The organism is Rhodobacter sp. P1_C2, from assembly GCF_056406375.1.
In genome coordinates this window covers 74278-92327 of the sequence record NZ_JBFUAG010000009.1, presented here as the reverse complement: position 1 = coordinate 92327, position 18050 = coordinate 74278, and the positions used below count along the sequence as shown (strand labels likewise).

At 66.8% G+C, this 18050-nt stretch carries 18 protein-coding genes; 10 read left to right on the top strand and 8 right to left on the bottom strand.

All coding sequences use genetic code 11. The annotated features are described in order from the left end of the window. Positions 1-234: a DUF2842 domain-containing protein gene (locus AC1DZT_RS16315; RefSeq protein WP_478007699.1), complete on the top strand. Its 234-nt coding sequence runs from the start codon at positions 1-3 to the stop codon at positions 232-234. 63 nt (positions 235-297) lie between these two features. On the opposite strand, the gene AC1DZT_RS16310 is transcribed toward AC1DZT_RS16315, so the two are convergent. Then, entirely contained in the window at positions 298-2895 is a 2598-nt protein-coding gene (locus AC1DZT_RS16310) for a hypothetical protein (RefSeq protein ID WP_478007698.1), read from the bottom strand. A gap of 142 nt (positions 2896-3037) precedes the next feature. Here AC1DZT_RS16310 and AC1DZT_RS16305 point away from each other — a divergent pair, with 142 nt between their 5' ends. After that, positions 3038-3712 (top strand): thiamine diphosphokinase, encoded by a 675-nt coding sequence (locus AC1DZT_RS16305; RefSeq protein ID WP_478007697.1) that lies wholly within the window; start codon positions 3038-3040, stop codon positions 3710-3712. Here the strand turns inward: AC1DZT_RS16305 and AC1DZT_RS16300 are convergent. Together AC1DZT_RS16300 and AC1DZT_RS16295 are read right to left on the bottom strand one after the other, a co-directional pair. Next, positions 3645-4571 (bottom strand): DMT family transporter, encoded by a 927-nt coding sequence (locus tag AC1DZT_RS16300; protein WP_478007696.1) that lies wholly within the window; start codon positions 4569-4571, stop codon positions 3645-3647. The genes AC1DZT_RS16305 and AC1DZT_RS16300 overlap by 68 nt on opposite strands. Before the next feature lie 98 nt (positions 4572-4669). Next, positions 4670-6049, bottom strand: coding sequence for an L-serine ammonia-lyase (locus AC1DZT_RS16295; RefSeq protein ID WP_478007695.1), 1380 nt, complete (start codon positions 6047-6049; stop codon positions 4670-4672). A gap of 175 nt (positions 6050-6224) precedes the next feature. On the opposite strand from AC1DZT_RS16295, the gene AC1DZT_RS16290 reads away from it, so the two are divergent. Then, on the top strand, positions 6225-6803 hold the full coding sequence (locus tag AC1DZT_RS16290) for an EF-hand domain-containing protein (RefSeq protein ID WP_478007694.1): 579 nt from the start codon (positions 6225-6227) through the stop codon (positions 6801-6803). Positions 6804-6896: 93 nt separating this feature from the next. Here the strand turns inward: AC1DZT_RS16290 and AC1DZT_RS16285 are convergent, their stop codons facing one another. Both AC1DZT_RS16285 and AC1DZT_RS16280 read right to left on the bottom strand, forming a co-directional pair. Then, positions 6897-7517, bottom strand: coding sequence for a glutathione S-transferase family protein (locus AC1DZT_RS16285; RefSeq protein WP_478007693.1), 621 nt, complete (start codon positions 7515-7517; stop codon positions 6897-6899). A 36-nt stretch (positions 7518-7553) separates the two neighbouring features. Continuing rightward, on the bottom strand, positions 7554-8228 hold the full coding sequence (locus AC1DZT_RS16280) for a glutathione S-transferase family protein (protein WP_478007692.1): 675 nt from the start codon (positions 8226-8228) through the stop codon (positions 7554-7556). 200 nt (positions 8229-8428) lie between these two features. Between AC1DZT_RS16280 and AC1DZT_RS16275 the strand changes: the two genes are divergently transcribed. Continuing rightward, positions 8429-8968 (top strand): EF-hand domain-containing protein, encoded by a 540-nt coding sequence (locus AC1DZT_RS16275; protein WP_478007691.1) that lies wholly within the window; start codon positions 8429-8431, stop codon positions 8966-8968. An 8-nt stretch (positions 8969-8976) separates the two neighbouring features. Here the strand turns inward: AC1DZT_RS16275 and AC1DZT_RS16270 are convergent, their stop codons facing one another. Then, on the bottom strand, positions 8977-10329 hold the full coding sequence (locus tag AC1DZT_RS16270; RefSeq protein WP_478007690.1) for an Nramp family divalent metal transporter: 1353 nt from the start codon (positions 10327-10329) through the stop codon (positions 8977-8979). A 157-nt stretch (positions 10330-10486) separates the two neighbouring features. Here AC1DZT_RS16270 and rpiA point away from each other — a divergent pair, with 157 nt between their 5' ends. The 5 genes from rpiA (at position 10487) to AC1DZT_RS16245 (ending at position 16491) form a co-directional block, all read left to right on the top strand. Continuing rightward, positions 10487-11275, top strand: coding sequence for a ribose-5-phosphate isomerase RpiA (rpiA, locus tag AC1DZT_RS16265; protein ID WP_478007689.1), 789 nt, complete (start codon positions 10487-10489; stop codon positions 11273-11275). A 1-nt stretch (position 11276) separates the two neighbouring features. Continuing rightward, complete coding sequence (gene gor / locus AC1DZT_RS16260) at positions 11277-12644, top strand: glutathione-disulfide reductase (protein WP_478007688.1); 1368 nt, start codon at positions 11277-11279, stop codon at positions 12642-12644. 79 nt (positions 12645-12723) lie between these two features. Further along, entirely contained in the window at positions 12724-13866 is a 1143-nt protein-coding gene (gene hflK / locus AC1DZT_RS16255; RefSeq protein WP_478007687.1) for an FtsH protease activity modulator HflK, read from the top strand. Beyond that, positions 13866-14837 carry a protease modulator HflC gene (hflC, locus tag AC1DZT_RS16250; protein ID WP_478007686.1) on the top strand — a complete coding sequence of 324 codons (972 nt, stop codon included), beginning with the start codon at positions 13866-13868 and terminating at the stop codon, positions 14835-14837. Before hflK ends, hflC begins: the two co-directional genes overlap by 1 nt. 172 nt (positions 14838-15009) lie before the next feature. Continuing rightward, entirely contained in the window at positions 15010-16491 is a 1482-nt protein-coding gene (locus tag AC1DZT_RS16245) for a DegQ family serine endoprotease (protein ID WP_478007857.1), read from the top strand. A gap of 50 nt (positions 16492-16541) precedes the next feature. Here AC1DZT_RS16245 and AC1DZT_RS16240 read toward each other — a convergent pair whose 3' ends face one another. Both AC1DZT_RS16240 and AC1DZT_RS16235 read right to left on the bottom strand, forming a co-directional pair. After that, the gene (locus AC1DZT_RS16240; protein WP_478007685.1) at positions 16542-17111 is read right to left on the bottom strand and encodes a peptidoglycan-binding domain-containing protein; all 570 of its coding nucleotides are present in this window, start codon (positions 17109-17111) and stop codon (positions 16542-16544) included. A 63-nt stretch (positions 17112-17174) separates the two neighbouring features. Continuing rightward, positions 17175-17576, bottom strand: coding sequence for an OB-fold nucleic acid binding domain-containing protein (locus tag AC1DZT_RS16235; RefSeq protein WP_478007684.1), 402 nt, complete (start codon positions 17574-17576; stop codon positions 17175-17177). Between the two features lie 127 nt (positions 17577-17703). Here AC1DZT_RS16235 and AC1DZT_RS16230 point away from each other — a divergent pair, with 127 nt between their 5' ends. After that, positions 17704-18027, top strand: coding sequence for a 2Fe-2S iron-sulfur cluster-binding protein (locus AC1DZT_RS16230; RefSeq protein ID WP_478007683.1), 324 nt, complete (start codon positions 17704-17706; stop codon positions 18025-18027). The last annotated feature ends 23 nt before the right edge of the window (positions 18028-18050 follow it).

Here is an 18050-nt window from a genome sequence, read left to right as displayed (position 1 = left end):
GTGGCGCTGCGCTATCAAACCCGGCGCAGGCTGGCGCTTCTGGTGCTTTGCGTCGGCCTGCCGGCCTATATCGTGCTGGCGGTGACGCTGGTCGATCTGATCGAGCGGCCCTCGGTCCTGGTCGAGCTGGCGATCTATGTCGGTCTGGGGTTCCTCTGGATGCTGCCCCTGCGGCGGCTGTTCCTCGGGATCGGTCAGGCCGACCCCGACGCGCCGCAGGACAAGACGGAATGACAACAGGCGGAAGGTTTCCCTTCCGCCTGATTTCATTTCAACGCCCCCGGACGGGGGGTCATGTCACTTGGCCTGACGCCGCGCCTCGGTCAGGATCGGCGAGCTTTCGGCCATCACATATTGCCCGCGCTTGGTCTTGGTCAGGCGACCGTCGCGCAGCAGGCGGCCAAAGCCGCGCAGGCCGTCCTCGCGGGCGGCCTCCGGTTCATGGCCGGGCAGCGATTCGATCTGCCGGAACAGAAGCGGGCGGGTGAAGCTTTCCTGGCCCAGAACCAGCGTGCAATAGGCACCGGCAGCCTCGATCAGGTCCTGCATCGAATGGGCGCCGAGGGCATCGGCGAATTCCTGGAAGCTTTGCTTGCCCGGATCGGCGAAGACATTGGAGATATCTGCCGAGGGTCGGGCGCTGGCGCGAGCCTCGCTGTCTTCGAGGCGCAGGGTCACGTCCTCGATCGTGGCGCGGCTGGCGGCGGCGCCGCCATGCATCCCCGAGGTGACGCGGCGCGGGCGCACAGGCTGCACGGCCTGCACGGCCTGCGGGCGGGTGGCGGATTCGGGCGTGCGGTCGATCCGCTGCGAGGAGACCAGCACCAGCGGCGCCGGACGCTCACCCGAGGCCGGACGCACCACCTGGTTGAGGTCCTGACGATAGGGGTCCATCCGCTCGGCATCGGGCTTCTTGCCGTTGGGGTTGATCCGACGCTCGGCCACGGTGGCCAGAACCGCGGCTTTCAGATGGGCGATGGCCGAACGGCGGCGCTTGGTCTCGGGCACTTCGAATTCGCTGTTGGCCTTTTCCAGCAGACGATTGACCGCCGCTTCGCCGGTTTCGACAGCGGGAAGGCGGTGCGGTTCGGCATGCGGCCCGGTTTCCGGTGCGGCGGTCTGGGCCGCGACGGGGGCCTCGATCTCCGGCTCTGCGATCTCCGGCTCGGCGATTTCGGCGGCGGCGATTTCCGGCTCGGCTTCCGCCATCTCCGGTTCGACGATCTCGGCTTCCGCGACCTCTGCGGCGGCTTCGGGCTCGGCGAGCGGCTCTTCCGCCACCTCAAGCTCTGCCATCTGCGGCGCGGTGATCTCTGCGGTTTCGGCCGCGACAGGCTCGGCGGCGCTGTCGAGGGTTTCGAAGGCGACCTCTTCGATTTCTGCCGTTTCGATCTCGACGGTTTCGATCTCCGCGGCTTCGATCTCCACTTCGGGTTCCGCAGCAGCTTCGGTTGCGACTTCCGCTTCGCCTTGGCCCAGTTCGGCCTGCAGGGCGGCGAGTTCGCTTTCGAGGTCGGCTTCGGCTTCCGCGCTCAGGGGAGCGGCCAGCGGGGCCGGAGCATCGGCCAGGGCGCGTTCCAGATCGGCCAGATCCGCGGCCGAAAGGCCGGCGGCGGGCTGGGCCGGAGCGGCGGCAGGGGCCAAGGCTTCAGGGGAGAAGGCTTCGGGCGAGATGGCGGGTGCGGTGGGCACCACGTCCAGACGGCGGATCTTGATGACCCGGGCGCGCGCGCGCTGGATCGTCTCGGCCACGACATTGGCGGGCAGTTCCACGCTGGCTTCGGCCTTGGGAGCCTCGGCAGCGGCTTCGGCGGGAGCCTCGGGTTCGGCGACCTCGGCGGCAACCGGCGCGGCCTCGGGGAGGCTGGCTGCGGCGTCGATCTGGTCGTAGCCGTCGATCAGGGCGCTGTCGGCGGCGGGGCTGTCTTCGGGCAGGATCTCGTCAAAACCGGCGTCAAGTTCGGCAGCGGCGGCTTCGGCCTCGGGGGCGGATTGCGCCTCGGACAGGTCGACGGCCAGCTGATCGTCGCCCGCGCCAAAGCCGGCCAGCGTCTCGCGGATCGAGGCGGTCAGGCTTTCAAGAGCCGCGGCGGTTTCGACGGTTTCGGGGGCGACAGGCTCGGGCGCCTTGGGCGTCTCGGCGACGGGTTCGGCGGCGACGGCTTCGGCGACCACGGGTGCCGCGGCAGGCTCTGCCACCGCAGTGGCAGCAGCGGCCTGGGCGGCGAGGAGGCTGGCCTTGCGGGCCCGGCGCTGTTCCTTCTGGGCGGCTCTTTCCTGATCGGCGAGGGCCTTGGCGGCGGCGGCTGCGGCGACCTCATCGGCGGTGCTGGGGGCTTCGAGGTCCTGATCCTCGGAATAATCCTGCACGTCGATATAGGTCGGGCTGACGCTCGCCACCGGGAGGGCGACTTCGGGCTGCGGCGCGGGCCGCGGGCTTTGCGCCTGGGCGGCGCGCAGCCGCGACAGGCGGGCGGCGGCGGATTCGATGGCGGGGGCGGCCTCGGCGGCGCTGGCCAGAACCGGGGCGGCAGGCTGGGGTGCGGCGACCGGCGTCACGACGGGGGCAGCGGCAGCGGAGGCAGGTTGGGCGGCAGGGGTCGCGGCAGGGGTCGCAAAGGTGACCTTGGGGGTGACCCCCTCCTCGGCGCGCAGGGTGACGCCGTGGTCGCCGATCTTCGCCTCGACCCGGCGCTGGATCTCGCGCTCGGCGATGCGGTGGAGCATGGCGGCATCGGGCGTCGGCGGTTCCGCCCCGAAATAACGGTCTTCCGCGGCGAGATCCCGGAAATATTCGGCAATCGCTTTCATCGTGTTGAAAGGATCGTCGAACCCCTCCAGCGTGCAGCTGAAGGTTCCGTAAGATACCGTAAGAATTTTACTCGCACCATTCATCGGATGCTCGCCTTCTGCCAAATTCGATAGGGCCTAGATGCCCGAATCCCTGTTCTATTCCGTGGACAAAACAGGGTGATTTGATGGATTGATTGTGTCCAAGGAAGCCCCCGATTGCCGTAATTCAAAGGACAATATCAGCATGACAAAGGTTATTGTCCAATCAACACAGGGCGTGACCTTGGCAGGCGGCGGGCGGATTTCAGCCTCGTTACTGGCGCAGGCACGGCGTTTGGCGCCTGTTTTGGTGGCAGCAGACGGTGGCGCGGACCGCTTGCTGCGGCTGGGGGCGGAACCCGAGGCGGTGATCGGCGATTTCGATTCGGTCTCGGCCGCGGCGCGGGCGCGGCTTGCCGGGCGATTGTACCCGATTCCCGAACAGGCGACGACCGATTTCGACAAGGCCCTGCGCTCGATCGCGGCGCCCTTCGTGCTGGGCCTGGGCTTTGCCGGGCAGAGGCTGGACCATGGGCTGGCGGTCCTGACCGGGCTGGTCAGCCACCCCGAGACGCGCTGCCTGATCCTGAGCGGGTCGGACGTGACCTTCCTCGCCCCGCGCGACCTGAGCCTGACGCTGCCTGTAGGCTCCCGCCTGTCCTTGTTCCCGATGGGGCCGGTGGAGGGCGAAAGCGAGGGGCTGCGCTGGCCCCTGCAGGGGTTGAAGTTCACCCCCGCCGGGATCATCGGCACCTCGAACGAGGTGACCTCGCCTCAGGTCCGGCTCAGGTTCGACGCGGACCTGATGCTGGTCATAATGCCTCGGGCAGGTTTGGCTGCGGCATTGGATGGGCTCCTGTCCGGTGTTCATGCCGGATGATGTACAGCCCGGCGCCCGAGATCAGGGCGATGCCGCACCAGGTGAGGGCATTGGGAAAGTCGCCGAAGATCGCATAGCCGAGGAACACCGCCATCGGGAGTTCGAGGTAATGCAGCGGGGCGAGGGTGGCGGCGGGGGCGTATTTCATCGCCACGGTCATGCAAAGATGGCTGACCGCCGCCCAGAAGCCGACGCCGAAGAGATAGGCCCAGTTGACCAGATCCGGGGACACCGGATCAAGCTCGGCCACGCCGGAACCGTTGAAGGCCCACATCAGCGGCAGGCAGATCAGCGACCCGGCGATCGAGGTGTGCAGCTGCATCGTCACCGGATGGACGCGGTTCGACATGGCCTGGGTCGCCATCTCGTAGAAGGAGAAGGACACCGCACAGCCCAGGGGAAACAGCGCCACCAGGCCGTAGTGGCTGAGCGAGGGCTGGATCACCAGAAGCGCGCCGCCGAAGCCGACGATGGAGGCATAGATCCGGTTGCGCCCGACCGGGTTGCCGAAAATGATCTTGCCGAGGAACATCAGGATGAAGGGCATGACGAAGACGATGGCGATGGCATCGGCGATCGGCATGTATTGCACGGCGGCGACAAAGCAGTAGGTCGACAGGATCAGACAGACGGCCCTTGCGCCCAGCAGGGCGAAATCCCGCCCCGAGGCGCGCCAGTCCAGCCGCATCCACAGGATCACCGGCAACATGCACAGGCCCTGGAACACAAAGCGCGCGGCGGTGATCTGGCCGACCGGGATCTGCGCGGTGGCCAGCTTGGAACAGGCATCCAGCAGGGGTGCGAAGATGCAGAAGGCCACCATCAGAAGGGCGCCGCGAAGGGAGGAGGAGCGTGTCATGCGGTGAGGTAAGGGGGCGGGGCCGCCTCCGTCGCCTTCAAAACCGACGCAAAGCGCCGGTTCTGATCAAAATTCCGGCTTTTGGCAGAAAGTTCGCCTCAGCAGTTCGGCACATTCACCGCCAGCCCGCCGAGCGAGGTTTCCTTGTACTTCTCGTGCATGTCGCGGCCGGTCTGGCGCATCGTCTCGATGCAGACATCGAGCGAGACGAGGTGCTGGCCATCGCCGCGCAAGGACAGGCTCGCGGCAGAGACGGCCTTGATGGCGCCGAGGCCGTTCCTTTCGATGCAGGGCACCTGGACCAAGCCCTTGACCGGGTCGCAGGTCATGCCGAGGTGATGCTCCAGCGCGATTTCGGCGGCGTTTTCAACCTGTTCGACCGAGCCGCCCAGAACGGCGGCCAGGCCCGCCGCGGCCATGGCGGCGGCAGAGCCGACCTCGGCCTGACAGCCGCATTCCGCGCCCGAGATCGAGGCGTTGTGCTTGCAAAGCCCGCCGATCGCCGAAGCGGTCAGAAGGAAATCGGGGATCTTCGCGGTCGAGGCGCCCGGCACATGGTCGAGGTAATAGCGCAGCACGGCGGGCAGCACGCCAGCCGCGCCATTGGTCGGCGCGGTGACGACCTGGCCACCGGCGGCGTTCTCCTCGTTCACCGCCATGGCGTAAAGGCTCATCCAGTCGTTGATGACATGGGGGGCGGTCATGTTCAGGCCACGCTCGGCCACCAGGGCGTCATGGATGCCCTTGGCGCGGCGGCGCACCTTGAGGCCGCCGGGCAGGATGCCTTCCCCCACCATCCCGCGCGAGATGCAGGCGTTCATCACCTCCCACAACCGCGCGATGCCCTTGTCGATCTCGGCCTTGGAGCGGAACTTCAGCTCGTTGGCCAGCTTCATCTGGGCGATGGTCAGGCCGGATTTCGCCGCCATCTCCATCATTTCGGCAGCGGTCTCGAAGGGATAGGGCACATCGGCACGGGCCTTGGCCTTCTTCTCGCCCGCCTCGGCCTGCTCGGCCGCGGTCAGAACGAAGCCGCCGCCGATCGAATAATAGGTCTCTTCCAGGATCACGTCGCCCTGGGCATCGGTGGCCTTCAGGATCATGCCATTGGCATGGCCGGGCAAAGAGGGGCCATAGTCGAAGGTCAGATCCTTCTTGGGGTCAAAGCGCAGTTCCGGCAGGCCGGGCGGGGTCACCTTGTGGGTCTCGTGGATCCGGGCCAGCACGGCCTCGGCCTTGGCCGCGTCATAGGTGGCAGGCTCGAACCCGGCGAGGCCGAGGATCGTGGCGCGGTCGGTCGCATGGCCGACCCCGGTGAAGGCGAGCGAGCCGTGCAGCGAGGCCTTCAGCCCCACCGCATGGAACGGCGATTTGCGCAGGGTTTCAAGAAAGCGCGCCGCCGCGACCATCGGCCCCATCGTATGCGAGGACGAGGGGCCGACGCCCACCTTGAACATGTCGAAGACCGAAAGAAACATGGCAACCCCCGCGCGTTGAGCCGCGACTATGACAGCCAAAGCCGCGCAGACCAGTCCAAAAACGACGCCTTGCGCCCTGAATGGCCAGGCTCCCGGTTGTGTGCCGGACGGCTGCGGGACCGGCGTTAAGCCAGTCTTAACCTTTTTGAGCGATGAACGGGGCAGGAGGTGCACAATGCAGCATCGGGTTTGGATGATCAGGGTCGTGGCGCTGCTTGTCGCGCTGGCCGGGGGCGCCCTGCGGGCACAGGATCTGCCGGCTCACGATCTGCCGGCTCAGGATCTTTCGGCGGAAGACCGCGCCCGGCTGGTCAAGGACCGCGTGGCCTTTCTGGAGGCGGCGGCCACCGCCACCCATTGGTTCGGCGACCCGCGCGGGTTGAACGCCCAGGGGGTGGACGATTATGTCGCCGCCGCCAGGGCCGACCGGCGGGCCACGGCGCTGGCGGGCGTGCTGCGGGCCGATCTGTCGGGCGACGGTACCGTGACGCTGGACGAGGTGGCGCGCCTTGCCCCCGGTCTGGCACCCGCCGCCAGGGGCAAGCTTTTCGCTGCGGCCGGTCGCGCCGACGCCGATCACGACGACCGGATCACCCCCGCCGAACTGACCGCCTTCGCCGGGGCCGAGGCCTTGCGCCTGTTTCCCGACCAAAGGGCGCATGACCTGCGGCTGATCCTGCTGTTCGACGCCAATGCCGACGGCTGGGTCAGCTATGACGAGGTGGTGCAGAAACTGAAGGAGATCGCGGCCTGACGGCTTCGCCCTTGGCAGACCGCGATCCTGATGGTCTTGCGATTGATGGCCTTGCTCTTGACGGGCATGGCTTGACGGGTCTTGCCCCTGCGGTCAGCCCTCTTCCGCCAGCGCCCGGATCACCGAGGGCCGCGCCGCCATCATCGCCCGATGCGCCAGAACGCGCGGCAGGCCGCTGGTGTCGACATGGTCGCCCTCGATCCAGGTCGCAAGGGTGTAAAGATAGGGATCGGCGATCGAATAGGTGGCCCCCATCACGAAGGGCCCGCCGGTTTCGGCCAGGCGCGCCTCGACCAGGGCGAAGGCGGCGGTCACGGTCTGCGGCACCTTCTGCTTGAGCGAGAGGATGGCCGCCGGGTCATCGGTCCAGCGGCTGCCGCGCGGCCCATGGGCATGGGCGACATGCAGGGTGGAGGCGAGGAAGCTGTTGAATTCCTGCACTTTCGCGGCGGCAAAGGCCTCCTTCGGCGTCAGGTTCGCCTGCGGAAAGCTTTGCGCGATGAAGCCGAGGATGGCACAGGTCTCGGTCAGGATGCCGTCTGGCGTGGCGAGGGCGGGCACCCTTCCCTTGGGGTTGATGGCGAGGAATTCCGGGCTGGTCTGTTCAGCTTTGGCAAAGTCGATCCGGCGCAGCGCATAGGCGGCTTCGGCGTCGATCAGCGCGATATGGCTGGCCAGCGCGCAGGTCCGGGGCGTGTAGTAGAGGGTCAGCATCGGCGGGCTCCGTTGAAAGGGCGGCTGCGGGCGGCGTCAGGCGCCAGACTGGGTGAAGATGGCGGCACCGAGGGCCTCATCCTCGGCCACGGCGCGGGCGGCAGGGGTGTTTTCCAGCGCCGTCAGAACCGGCAGCAGGGCCGGCAGATCCTGGGCGGTGATGCGGGCGGGGTGGCCCGGCGGAAAATCGGCAAGCCAGCGGACCAGAACCGCGACGTAATAGGAAAGGGCAGAGGGGCGGGCCGAAAGCCACTCCGGCGCCTCGGAGGCCACCATTGCGTCGAGCAGGGCGAACTGGGTCTTGAGCGTCGCGCCGGCCCGCTCGACCACGGCCTCGGCGCAGGCAGCACCGCCGATGCGGTCGGGGTAGAAGGCGTGCAGCGCCATCGGATGCAGGTTGGTCGAGGTGAAGAAGAACCATTTCAGAAAGGCCGCCCGCGCCGGGCTGTCGGGGGCGGGGGCCAGACCGGGATGACGGTCGGCGAGGTAGAGAAGGATCGCGGCGGTCTCGAAGATCGGACCATCCGGGGTTTCCATCGCCGGGATCTTGCCGAGGGGATGCAGCGCCCGGTAGGCCGGGCTGTCGAGCGCGCCCGCGGGCCGGTCGATCAGCACCTCGGCAAAGGCGGCGCCGGTCTCGCGCAGGGCAAGGCGGACGATGGTCGAGGCCGAATCGGGCCAGTAATGCAGGGTATAAAGGGCTTGGGTCATGGCGGCTCCTTGGCTTGGGCGCAGGTTAGGCGGGCTTGGCGCGCAATGACGGCGCAAAACCGACATCCGGGGCGGAATATGGGGAAGGGGTGCGGCGACCGGTGAGAATTTCGCCGAAATGTTCCGGTTTTGTTTACGCGGCTTTAACGCCGCAGGCCCAGGATCACCCCATCCGATACACCACCAGAATGGAGGTTCCCATGCGCCTGATCCCGATCCTGCTTGCCTGCGTGCTGCCGCTCGCCGCCGAGGCCTCGCCCCTCTTGCCCGAAGACCTGATCAAGACGATCAAGGCCGATCCGGCGCAATATCTTGACCATACCGCCGGTCTGATCGCGGCCTTCGGGGCGGGCGATGGCATCACCGAGGATCAGGTCAACCTCAGCCTTTCCCTCGTGCGGGCCAAGGCGCGGGCGGCGGCGATCCTGCCGCTTCTGCGGGCGGATCTCGATGGCGACGGGGCGGTCAGCCGTGAAGAGGTGACCCTGGCCGGTGCCACCCTGGCCAGCCCCGCGCGCCGCCGTCTGGAGGCGCGGTTTCAGGCGGGCGATGGCGATGGCGACGGGATGATCTCGGCCGCCGAACTGGCCGATCTGGGCGAGGCTGCGGCGCTGGCCGCCCTCAGCCCCTCGCAGATGGCGCAGGCCAAGATCCTGATGGGCTTTGACGCCGACGGGGATGGCAAGGTCACCCTGGCCGAGGTCCGGCAAGGGCTGGCCGGGCTGGGGCTGGTGTCCTGACCCGGGGCTCAGGACAGGACGAAATCCCACAGAAGCTTGAGGTTCAGCGCCACGATCACCGCCGCCACCAGCCAGGCGAGCAAGCCCAGCCAGCGCGGCGCCACCAGATCCCCCATCTTGGCCTTGGAGGCGGTGAACATCACCAGGGGCACCACCGCGAAGGACAGTTGCAGGCTCAGCACCACCTGGGTCAGGATCAAAAGCCGTCCGGTGCCCTCGGCGCCGTACAGGATCGTCACCCCGGCCGCGGGCAGGATCGCGATGCCGCGGGTGATCAGCCGGCGGAGCCAGGGCGCCAGGCGGATCTGCAGGAAGCCCTCCATCACCGCCTGGCCCGCAAGGGTCGCGGTGACGGTGGAGTTCAACCCGCAGGCCAGCAGCGCCACCGCGAACAGCATCGGCGCGATGCCCGCGCCGAGCAGCGGCCCGAGCAGCTTGTGCGCATCGCCAAGCTCGGCCACCTCGGTTTGGCCCGAGGCATGGAAAGAGGCGGCGGCAAGGATCAGGATCGCGGCGTTGATCGACAGGGCAAACATCAGCGCCACGGTCGAATCGATGGTGGCAAAGCGCAGCGCCTCGCGCTTGTCCTCGGGCCGGTCGCCCCAGTTGCGGGTCTGGACGATGGCGGAGTGGAGGTAGAGGTTATGCGGCATCACCGTCGCGCCGAGGATGCCAAGGGCGAGATACAGCATCTCGGGATTGTGCAGGATCTCGGTCGTGGGGGCAAAGCCGTGCAGGACGGCGGCCCAATCGGGGTTGGCCAGCACGATCTGGATGCCGAAACAGACGGCGATCAGGGCGAGAAGGGCCACGACGAAGCCCTCCAGCTTGCGGAAACCGCGGCGCTGCAGCCAGAGGATCAGGAAGACATCCAGCGCGGTGATCAGCACGCCAAGCTCCAGCGGGATGCCGAACAGAAGGTTCAGGCCGATCGCGGTACCGATCACCTCGGCCACGTCGGTGGCGATGATCGCGACCTCGGCCGCAAGCCAGAGCGGGATGGTCACCAACCGCGGAAAGGCGTCGCGGCAGGCCTGGGCCAGATCGCGCCCCGACCCGATCGCCAGCCGCGCCGACAGGGATTGCAGCACGATCGCCATCAGGTTCGACAAGAGTGCGACGAACAGCAGCACATAGCCGAACTTCGACCCGCCGGCGAGCGAGGTCGCCCAATTGCCCGGGTCCATATAGCCCACCGCCACCATGTAGCCCGGCCCGAGGAAGGCGAGGAAGCGCTTCCACGGTGTCGCCCCCAGCTTGATCGAGCGATGCACGTCTGACAGGGCGGCATCGCCGCGCGCGCTGCGCCAGCCGATCTTGCCGGTGGTTTCGATGTCGAGGGAGGAATCGGAAGGGGGCACGATGAAGTCGCATCTGTGAATGAGAATTATTCTCAATGTAGGAGCCCCCGCCCACAAGTCAAGCACCACGGCGGGGCAGGGCGCCTGCGGCCTCGGTTTTGCGCTCGCCCCCGGCGGAGGCTTTGCTATAAGCGGGGCAGACCTCAAGGAGCCTGCCATGCCCGCCGATCTTTCCCCCATCGACAAGGCCAAGTTTGTCGCCGCCAAACGCGCGGTGGACTATGTTCAGTCCGGCATGAAGGTCGGGCTTGGCACCGGATCGACCGCCGCCTGGATGGTGCGCTGCCTGGGCGAGCGGGTGCGCGAGGAGGGGCTGAAGATCGTCGGCGTCCCGACCTCGACCCGGACGGCGGAACTTGCCCGCATGGTGGGGATTCCGGTCACCTCGCTGGACGATGCCAAATGGCTGGACCTCACGATCGACGGCGCCGACGAGTTCGACCCGCAGCTCTCGCTGATCAAGGGTGGCGGGGCGGCGCTGTTGCAGGAAAAGATCGTGGCCACCGCCTCGGACCAGATGATCGTGATCGCCGATGCCGCCAAGGAGGTCGCCCAGCTTGGCGCCTTCCCGCTGCCGGTCGAGGTGATCCCCTTCGGCTGGCAGACCACCAAGGCGCTGATCGAAGAGACGCTGGTCGCGCTGGACGTGATGAACCGCGAGGTTTCGCTCAGGATGAACGGTGAGCGGCCGCTTTTGACCGACGAAAGCAACTATATCGTCGACCTGCATCTGAAGCGGATCGGCAACCCGCGCCAGCTGGCCCTGGTCCTGAACCAGATCCCCGGGGTGGTTGAAAACGGGCTTTTCATTGATATCTGTGATATCGTCGTGATCGGCCATGCCGATGGCCGCGTGACGGTGCGCGACATCAACGAGGGTACTGAGACCGACAGCCGCATCGAATTTGCGCCCTCGGACAATATCTTCACCGATCTGGGAGACTGACGTGGCTTTTGACTACGACCTGTTCGTGATCGGCGGAGGCTCGGGTGGCGTGCGGGCGGCGCGGATCGCCGCGGCAGAGGGCGGGGCGCGGGTCGGTCTGGCCGAGGAAAGCCGGATGGGCGGCACCTGCGTCATCCGGGGCTGCGTGCCGAAAAAGCTGATGGTCAATGCCTCGGCCTTTCCCAAGGCGATGGAGGATGCCGCCGCCTATGGCTGGCAGGTCACGCCGGGGCCCTTCGACTGGCCGAAATTCCGCGCCACGCTGGAATCCGAGCTGGACCGGCTGGAGGGCGCCTATCGCAACACGCTCAAGACCGCCGGCGTCATCGTGCATGACACCCGCGCCGTGGTGCAGGATGCCCATACGGTGCGGTTGGACAGCGGCGAGTCGGTGACGGCCAAGCATATCCTGATCGCGACCGGCGGCTGGCCCTTCAAGCCCGATATTCCCGGCGCCGACCTGGCCGTGACCTCGAACGAGATGTTCCATCTTCCGGCGCTGCCCAAGCGGGCGCTGGTCGTGGGCGGCGGCTATATCGCCAGCGAATTTGCCTGCATTCTCAACGGTCTGGGCGTTTCGGTGACCCAGGTCTACCGCGGCGCGCAGATCCTGCGCGGCTTTGACGACGAGGCGCGCGTCCATGTCGCCGCCGCGATGATGGCCAATGGCATCACCCTGCACACCAGCTGTGACGTCACGAAACTGGAGCGCACAACCGGGGCGATCCGTGCCAGCCTGACCGATGGCACGAGTGCCGAGTTCGACCTGGTGCTTTACGCCACCGGGCGCAGGCCCAATGCGCGGGGCCTGGGGCTCGAGGCGCTGGGCGTGCAGTTGGGCCCCCTGGGCGAGATCATCGTGGATGAATGGAGCCAGACCTCCGTCCCCTCGATCTATGCGGTGGGCGATGTGACCAACCGGGTCAACCTGACGCCGGTCGCGATCCGCGAGGGTCATGCCTTTGCCGATACGGTGTTCCGTGGCGTGCCGGCCAAGGCCGATCACGCGCTGGTGGCTTCGGCCGTATTCACCCAGCCCGAACTGGGCGCCGTGGGCATGACCGAGGAACAGGGCAAGGCGCGCGGCGGGGTCGATGTCTATGCCGCGAGCTTCCGCCCGATGAAGACGCTGTTTGCCGGAAGGCAGGACCGGGTCCTGATGAAACTCATCGTCGATTCCGCGACCCGGCAGGTGCTGGGTTGCCATATCGTCGGGCCGGATGCCGGCGAGATGATCCAGATCGCGGCGATCGCGGTGAAGATGGGCGCCACCAAGGAAGATTTCGACCGCACCGTGGCCGTCCATCCGACGATCGCGGAGGAACTGGTGACGATGCGCAAACCGGCACGGCATCATCCGGCGCTTTAGGGCGGCTCATTCGGCCGGGATGTCTTGATTTTCGATGGGCAATGCCCAGTTTACCCATGAACATCAGAGAGGATGACCGATGGCAGGTGGGAATGGCCCCTGGGGCGGCGGAAACGGCCCCGAGGACGAAAAAGGGCGTGGCGAGCGGCGCAAAGAGGAAGAGCGGCGTGGGCAAGGCCCCCAGATTCCCGAACTGGACGAGGTTCTGCGCAAAGGCCAGGAACGTCTGCGCGTGATCATGGGCGGCGGCGGCAATGGCCACCGTGGCACCGGGAATGGCGGGCCGGGAGGCGATGGCAACTGGCTTCTGACCCGGCAGGGGCTTCTCGCCTCGGTGATCGGGCTGGGGCTGATCTGGTCCTACATGTCCTTCTACACGGTGCAGTCCAACGAAACCTCGGTCGAGCTTTTCCTTGGCAAATATTCGCAGCAGAAGGGCCAGGGCCTGCATGTGGCCCCCTGGCCGGTGGTCACGGCAGAGATCGTCAACACCTCCCAGCAGCGCACCACCGACATCGGCACCGGTGGCGATCTGGACAATGGGCTGATGCTGACCGGCGACCAGAACATCGTCGATCTGGAGTTTCAGGTGGTCTGGAACATCAACGATCCGGCCAAGTTCCTGTTCAACCTGAAAGACCCCGAGGACACGATCCGCGCCGTGGCGGAATCGGCGGCGCGTGACATCGTGGCGCGCAGCCAGCTGGCGCCGATCCTGAACAAGGACCGGGGCGAGGTCAAAGACGACCTCGAACGCGAGGTGCAGGCGACGCTCGACACCTATGACAGCGGGATTTCGGTGGTGCGGGTCAACCTGTTGAAATCCGACGTGCCGGCCGAGGTGGCCGACAGTTTCCGCGCGGTCCAGGCCGCCCAGCAGGAACGTGACCGCCTGCAGAAGGAGGCCAATGGCTATGCCAACAAGGTGACGGCGCAGGCGCGCGGTCAGGCCTCGCAGACCGGGCAGGAGGCGCAGGCCTATGCCGCCCAGGCCGTCAACCAAGCCGAGGGTGATGCCAGCCGCTTTGACTCGGTCTATGCCGAATATGCCAAGGCCCCCGAAGTCACTCGCAAGCGGCTATATCTGGAAACGATGGAGCAGGTGCTGGGCGACAGCAACAAGGTGATCATGGACAATGCCAATGGCCAGGGCGCCGTGCCCTATCTGCCGTTGAACAGCCTGCTCCCGACCAAGCCCGCCGCGACCGGAGGAAGCAACTGATGAAGATGGTTTATACGCTGCCGGTCCTGGCCCTGGTGGGCGCTGCGGCGCTGTCCTCGGTCTTCATCGTGGATGTGCGCGAAAAGGTGCTGGTCGTCCAGTTCGGCGAGGTCAAGCAGGTGGTCGACGAGCCGGGCCTCTATTTCAAGGTCCCCTTCATCCAGGAGGTCTTCCGCTATGACGACCGCATCCTGGGTCTGGTTACCGGTTCGCAGGAAATCACCTTTGCCGACAACCGGCGCCTGTCGGTCGATGCCTTCGCCCGTTGGCGGATCGTCGATCTGCAAAAGTTCCGCCGGGCCGTGGGTCTGGGCGGGATCGAGGCGGCGCGCGACAACCTGTCGAAGATCGTCAGCCCCGAAGTCAAGGATGTGCTGGGCAAGGTGCAGCTGCAATCGGTCCTGTCGGATGACCGGGTCGGCCTGATGAACAAAATTCGCGACAACTCCAAGGTGAAGGCCGCTACTCTGGGGATCGACGTGATCGACGTGCGGCTGACCAGCACCGATCTTCCCAAACAGAACCTCGAGGCGACCTATTCGCGGATGCAGGCCGAACGCCAGCGTGATGCGACCGACGAGATCGCCCGCGGCAACGAGGCGGCCCAGACCATCCGCGCCGAGGCCGATCGTCAGGCGGTGGAGATCACCTCCGAGGCCAGCAAGCAGGCCGAGATCATCCGCGGCCAGGCCGATGCCAAACGCACGGCGATCTATGCCGAAGCCTATGGAAAGGACCCGGAATTCTACGCCTTCACCCGCTCGCTCACGGCCTATGCGACGGCCTTGCGGCCGGGCAACACGGCCTTTGTGCTGGCGCCGCAGGGCGAGTTCTTCCGCTACCTCGGGGCCGAGTCGTCTGCGACGGCCGCACCCGCTCCGGCGCCCTCCCTGTCGGGGTCCTTGCCCGACACCGGGGCGACCGGAACCGGCAGCACCGTGGCCGGCGGCAGTGCGCCGAAACTGCCGTAAGGTCACGGCGGAAAACAGCGCACGGCGGTCTCACGCGGCTTTGACGCATTGCGAGCGGGATTGCATTGCAAAAAACCTGTTGCGGCGTTTGATGGTGTCCATATCACTCCCGGCCCCGCACGGCGGCGGCCGGGACATCGAGAGGAGTTCGAACGTGTTAGCGACCGACAAGATGATCAGACCTGCTCCGGCACGCTCTGCCGGGCCCAAGCGTGTGCTGATGGCTCTGGGCATGGGCCTTGCCCTGACTGTCAGCCCGATGGCCGGGGCCAGCATGGCCCAGACCGCACCCGCCAGCTTTGCTGATCTGGTGCAGAAATTCTCCCCTGCCGTGGTCGATATCACCACCTCCTCGATCGTTGCCGCCAAGGGCGACGGTCAGATGCAGGTGCCGCCCGGCTCGCCCTTCGAGAAGTTCTTCAAGGACTTCAATGACCAGAACGGCGGCGGCGGCGACCAGGCCCCCGACCAGCAGATGCAACGCTCCGAGGCCCTGGGCTCGGGCTACATCATCTCGGCGGATGGCTATATCGTCACCAACAACCATGTCATCGACGGTGCCGATGACATCGAGGTCGAGACCTTCGGCCACAAGACCTTCAAGGCCAAGCTGGTCGGGCGTGACCTCAAGACCGACGTGGCACTCTTGAAGGTGGACAGCAAGGACCCGCTGCCCTTCGTCTCTTTCGGGGACAGCGACAAGATGCGCGTCGGCGACTGGGTGGTCGCCATGGGCAACCCGCTCGGCCAGGGCTTCTCGGTTTCGGCCGGGATCGTCTCGGCGCTGGGACGCGAGCTCAACGGCACCTATGACAACTTCTTCCAGACCGATGCCGCGATCAACAAGGGCAACTCGGGTGGCCCGCTGTTCAACGTGAACGGCGAAGTGATCGGGATGAACACCGCGATCCTGTCGCCCTCTGGCGGGTCAATCGGGATCGGCTTCTCGATGGCCTCGAACGTGGTGTCGAAGGTTGTCGACCAGCTGAAGCAATATGGCGAAACCCGCCGTGGCTGGCTGGGCGTGCGCATCCAGGACGTGAGCCAGGATGTCGCCGATGCGATGGGTCTGCCGGCGGCCAAGGGCGCCCTGGTTACCGATGTGCCGGAAGGTCCGGGCAAGGATGCGGGCATCCTGTCGGGTGACGTGATCGTCAGCTTCAACGGCAAAGAGGTCAAGGATTCCAAGGAACTGGTCCGCGTCGTGGCCGATTCCCCGATTGGCGAGACCGTCCCGGTCGTCGTGCTGCGTGATGGCAAGTCGCAGGATCTGAGCGTCAAGCTCGGCCGCCGCGAGGATGCCGAGGCCCAGTCCGAACCCGCCGCGCAGAAGTCGACCACGCCCGAAAAGCCCGCCACGGGCATCGTGCTGGGCCTGACCCTGCAGCCCTTCACCGATGACATGGCCAGCGATCTGGGCATGAAAGAGGGCGACAAGGGCCTGGTCGTGATGAAGGTCGATGTCGCCTCGGAGGCCTATACCAAGGGGCTGCGCGAAGGCGATGTGATCACCGAAGCCGGTCAGCAGAAGGTGGCGACGATCAAGGACCTGAAGGCGCAGGTGACCGAGGCCAAGGATGCCGGGCGCAAGTCGCTCCTGCTTCTGGTCCGCACCCAGGGCGACCCGCGCTTCGTGGCGCTGTCGCTGGAATAAGGGCGACCCCTCAGGACAAGACAGGCGGCGGGGTCACACCCGCCGCTTTTTCATTGCAGCGTGCTGCGGTCGACCGGCACCAGCCCCAGCGCCCGCGCCGCCGTCAGGGTCAGGATGGGCGTGTCCAGCCCGTGGTCGGCCTGATAGCGCCGCACCGCCACCCGGGTCGGCGCATCCATCACCCCGGTGAGGGGTGCTGTGAAATAGCCGCGCGCCTTCAGCGCCCTTTGCAGGGTGGCGATGGTGTCGGGGGTCAGATCGCCGGGGCAGGGGGTGCGCAGCCAGAGCGTCTCGCGCTCGTGGACCATGCGCTGGTGGGCGATGCTGTCATAGCTTGCGGGCCGGGTGATCCTGCCCGTCGCATCACGCTCCTCGGCCTGGGCGAGGACGGTCTGGGTCACCGTCTCGATCACGGCGGGGATCGTGTCATGGTCCCAGCAGGCGCCTTCGGGCTGGGCGGGTGGCGTGCCGCCCTTGCCATAGGGCAACCCCTCGCGGCTGAGGTCTTCGGTGACGGGCGCCGGCACCGCGATCTGCGGCGCGCAGCCGCCCAGCCACAGGCTCGCGGCCAGCGCCGGAAGCAGTTTGGGCGCCAGGGCCGCCCATCTCTCACGTCTCATCCTGCCCCGCCTCACGTTTGTTGGCGCCAGCATAGGGGCAATGATGCCAGCGGAAAAGGGCGGTCAGGGCTGGTCGCCGGCCCGCGCCGGGTCGGGGCGGAAATCGGGCGCCAGGAGTTCGTCAAGCAGCGGCGACATGTCCTCGATCAGTTCGGCCACGACATGGACCACGTCGCAGTCGCGCTGCAGCCGCCCGGTGACCCGCAAGAGCCGCCCGGCAATCACCGCGCGGCGGAAGCGTTCGTAGACCTTGGCCCAGACCACGACATTGGCGACCCCGGTCTCATCCTCCAGCGTCAGGAAAATCACCCCCTTGGCGGTGCCGGGCCGCTGGCGCACCAGCACGAGCCCCGCCACGCAGACCCGCGCGCCCTGCGACGGCTCGTTCAGCCGCGCGGCCTGCAAGGCCGCCGGCGGGCGCGGCCAGGTGTTGGGCAGGGGGGTGGGGGTCAACCAGTCCGACATGAGAACGAAGATAGAACATTCCCGCGCCCCGGGCAAGCCTCAAAGCCCGGTCAAAGCCCGGTGCGGAAGGGGTGGAACCCCAGGCCAAGCTGCGTTAGGAAGAGGCAACACGGCAGATGAGGGCAAGATGGCGAAGATCACTTATGTCGAATTCGGCGGCAAGGAACACACGATCGAAGTGGCCAATGGCCTGACCGTGATGGAGGGCGCCCGCGACAACGGCATTCCCGGCATCGAAGCCGATTGCGGTGGCGCCTGCGCCTGTTCGACCTGCCATGTCTATGTCGATCCGGCCTGGGTCGACAAGCTGCCCAAGAAGGACGCGATGGAGGCCGACATGCTCGACTTCGCCTGGCAGCCCGATCCGGTCCGCTCGCGCCTGACCTGCCAGCTCAAGGTCTCGGCCGCGCTCGACGGGTTGCGCGTCCAGATGCCGCAAAAGCAGATCTGACCTTTCCTTCGGACGTGAATGGC

What these genes read in the sequence shown, in the direction of transcription:
- rpiA (WP_478007689.1), top strand. Translation starts at nt 10,487, where the DNA reads ATGCCCGCCGATCTTTCCCCCATCGACAAGGCCAAGTTTGTCGCCGCC.
- AC1DZT_RS16310 (WP_478007698.1), bottom strand. Translation starts at nt 2,895, where the DNA reads ATGAATGGTGCGAGTAAAATTCTTACGGTATCTTACGGAACCTTCAGC.
- AC1DZT_RS16275 (WP_478007691.1), top strand. Translation starts at nt 8,429, where the DNA reads ATGCGCCTGATCCCGATCCTGCTTGCCTGCGTGCTGCCGCTCGCCGCC.
- hflC (WP_478007686.1), top strand. Translation starts at nt 13,866, where the DNA reads ATGAAGATGGTTTATACGCTGCCGGTCCTGGCCCTGGTGGGCGCTGCG.
- AC1DZT_RS16240 (WP_478007685.1), bottom strand. Translation starts at nt 17,111, where the DNA reads ATGAGACGTGAGAGATGGGCGGCCCTGGCGCCCAAACTGCTTCCGGCG.
- AC1DZT_RS16305 (WP_478007697.1), top strand. Translation starts at nt 3,038, where the DNA reads ATGACAAAGGTTATTGTCCAATCAACACAGGGCGTGACCTTGGCAGGC.
- AC1DZT_RS16295 (WP_478007695.1), bottom strand. Translation starts at nt 6,049, where the DNA reads ATGTTTCTTTCGGTCTTCGACATGTTCAAGGTGGGCGTCGGCCCCTCG.
- AC1DZT_RS16300 (WP_478007696.1), bottom strand. Translation starts at nt 4,571, where the DNA reads ATGACACGCTCCTCCTCCCTTCGCGGCGCCCTTCTGATGGTGGCCTTC.
- hflK (WP_478007687.1), top strand. Translation starts at nt 12,724, where the DNA reads ATGGCAGGTGGGAATGGCCCCTGGGGCGGCGGAAACGGCCCCGAGGAC.
- AC1DZT_RS16245 (WP_478007857.1), top strand. Translation starts at nt 15,010, where the DNA reads ATGATCAGACCTGCTCCGGCACGCTCTGCCGGGCCCAAGCGTGTGCTG.
- AC1DZT_RS16290 (WP_478007694.1), top strand. Translation starts at nt 6,225, where the DNA reads ATGCAGCATCGGGTTTGGATGATCAGGGTCGTGGCGCTGCTTGTCGCG.
- AC1DZT_RS16285 (WP_478007693.1), bottom strand. Translation starts at nt 7,517, where the DNA reads ATGCTGACCCTCTACTACACGCCCCGGACCTGCGCGCTGGCCAGCCAT.
- AC1DZT_RS16235 (WP_478007684.1), bottom strand. Translation starts at nt 17,576, where the DNA reads ATGTCGGACTGGTTGACCCCCACCCCCCTGCCCAACACCTGGCCGCGC.
- AC1DZT_RS16230 (WP_478007683.1), top strand. Translation starts at nt 17,704, where the DNA reads ATGGCGAAGATCACTTATGTCGAATTCGGCGGCAAGGAACACACGATC.
- AC1DZT_RS16280 (WP_478007692.1), bottom strand. Translation starts at nt 8,228, where the DNA reads ATGACCCAAGCCCTTTATACCCTGCATTACTGGCCCGATTCGGCCTCG.